This window comes from Streptomyces sp. NPDC059564 (assembly GCF_042735575.1).
Lineage (GTDB): Bacteria > Actinomycetota > Actinomycetes > Streptomycetales > Streptomycetaceae > Streptomyces.
This window is the reverse complement of the sequence record NZ_JBHWBP010000646.1, coordinates 1-1,800: the sequence shown is the minus strand read 5'-3', so window position 1 is coordinate 1,800 and position 1,800 is coordinate 1. Positions and strand designations below refer to the sequence as shown.

The window sequence follows — 1,800 nt, the reverse complement described above, 5'->3', positions numbered from 1 at the left end:
GCCGGGGGCGGCCGGCCTCTGTCTTAGGGCAGGTCGGACTGCTGGCGTTGGTGGGCGGTGAGGTCGGGCTGGGTTGCGGCCGGGGACGGGCGGGCGGCCATGAGGGCGGCCAGCTCACCGCCCGCCCGCCGGATGCGCGCGGGCAGTCCCTCCGTGAAGGCGTCGCCGCCCGATCCCCAGTCCTCGGACGCCGCGTACACCGCGGTGGGTACGACGTCGGCGCGCAGGTAGGAGAAGAGCGGGCGCAGCGCGTGTTCCAGGACCAGCGAGTGGCGGGCCGTGCCTCCGGTCGCCGCGATCAGGACCGGCTTGCCCGCGAGGGCGTCCGGGTCGATCAGGTCGAAGAAGGACTTGAACAGGCCGCTGTAGGAGGCGGTGAAGACGGGAGTGACCGCGATCAGGCCGGCGGCCCCCGTCACCGCGTCGATCGCGGCGGCCAGCGCGGGAGGCGGGAAACCGGTCACGAGGTGGTTGGCGACGGCGACGGCCAGTTCGCGCAGCTCGATGACCTCGGTCTGCGCTTCGAGGCCCTGAGGGGCGAGTTCGCCACGGACCGCCTCGGTGAGCCGGTCCGCGAGCAGACGGGTGGAGGACGGTGTGCTCAGCCCCGCGGACACGGCGACGAGCTTCATACGACGCTCACCTCGTCCCGGGCTTCCCGGGCTTCCCGGGCCTCGGACAGCGACGCGTGCGTCGGCGCGTCCGGCACCTCGGCGGGGCGCCCCTTCGCGAACTCCGCGCGCAGGACGGGCACCACCTCCTCGCCGAGGATGTCGAGCTGTTCCAGTACGGTCTTCAGGGGCAGCCCCGCGTGGTCCATCAGGAACAGCTGCCGCTGGTAGTCGCCGACGGTGTCGCGGAAGGCGAGGGTCCGCTCGATGCCCTGCTGCGGGGAGCCCACCGTCAGCGGGGTCTGCTCGGTGAACTCCTCCAGGGACGGTCCGTGGCCGTATACCGGGGCGTTGTCGAAGTAGGGGCGGAACTCCCGCACTGCGTCCTGCGAGTTCTTCCGCATGAAGACCTGCCCGCCGAGACCGACGATGGCGTCCTCGGGCCGGCCGTGACCGTGGTGGGCGTAGCGCCGCCGGTACAGCTGGACCATCCGCCGTGTGTGCTCGGCCGGCCAGAAGATGTTGTTGTGGAAGAAGCCGTCGCCGAAGTAGGCCGCCTGGTCGGCGACCTCCGGGGAGCGGATGGAGCCGTGCCAGACGAACGGCGGAATGCCGTCCAGCGGGCGGGGCGTCGAGGTGAAGCCCTGGAGGGGCGTACGGAACCTGCCCTCCCAGTCCACGACGTCCTCGCGCCACAGCCGGTGCAGCAGCCCGTAGTTCTCCCGGGCGAGTGGAATGCCCTGCCGGATGTCCTGCCCGAACCAGGGGTAGACGGGCCCGGTGTTTCCGCGTCCCAGCATCAGGTCCACCCGGCCGTCCGCGAGGTGCTGGAGCATCGCGAAGTCCTCGGCGATCTTCACGGGGTCGCTGGTGGTGATCAGTGTCGTGGCGGTGGACAGGATCAGCTTCTCGGTACGGGCGGCGATGTACCCGAGTATCGTGGTCGGGGACGACGGCACGAACGGCGGGTTGTGGTGCTCGCCGGTCGCGAAGACGTCCAGGCCCACCTCCTCCGCCTTGAGCGCGATGGCGACCATCGCCTTGATGCGCTCGTGCTCCGACGGAGTGCGTGCTGTGGTCGGATCGGGGGTCACGTCCCCGACTGTGAAGATGCCGAACTGCATGGGTCTCTCTATCTTTCCGGCAATGGTGTGGGGTGGAAAACGCCGGGCGCCGACGAGGGGGGACC

Annotated in this window: 2 protein-coding genes; both read right to left on the bottom strand. The window is 70.7% G+C overall.

Features of this window, described 5'->3' with window-relative positions; translation table 11 throughout:
• Positions 1 to 23: 23 nt before the first annotated feature.
• On the bottom strand, positions 24 to 632 hold the full coding sequence (locus ACFV0Q_RS41260; protein ID WP_385013215.1) for an FMN reductase: 609 nt from the start codon (positions 630 to 632) through the stop codon (positions 24 to 26).
• Positions 629 to 1,735, bottom strand: a complete 1,107-nt coding sequence (locus tag ACFV0Q_RS41255) for an LLM class flavin-dependent oxidoreductase (RefSeq protein WP_385013213.1) — start codon at positions 1,733 to 1,735, stop codon at positions 629 to 631. Before ACFV0Q_RS41255 ends, ACFV0Q_RS41260 begins: the two co-directional genes overlap by 4 nt.
• Positions 1,736 to 1,800: the final 65 nt, after the last annotated feature.

Excerpts from the sequence above, each read along its gene's own strand:
- ACFV0Q_RS41260 (WP_385013215.1), bottom strand. The coding sequence starts at position 632 with ATGAAGCTCGTCGCCGTGTCCGCGGGGCTGAGCACACCGTCCTCCACC.
- ACFV0Q_RS41255 (WP_385013213.1), bottom strand. The coding sequence starts at position 1,735 with ATGCAGTTCGGCATCTTCACAGTCGGGGACGTGACCCCCGATCCGACC.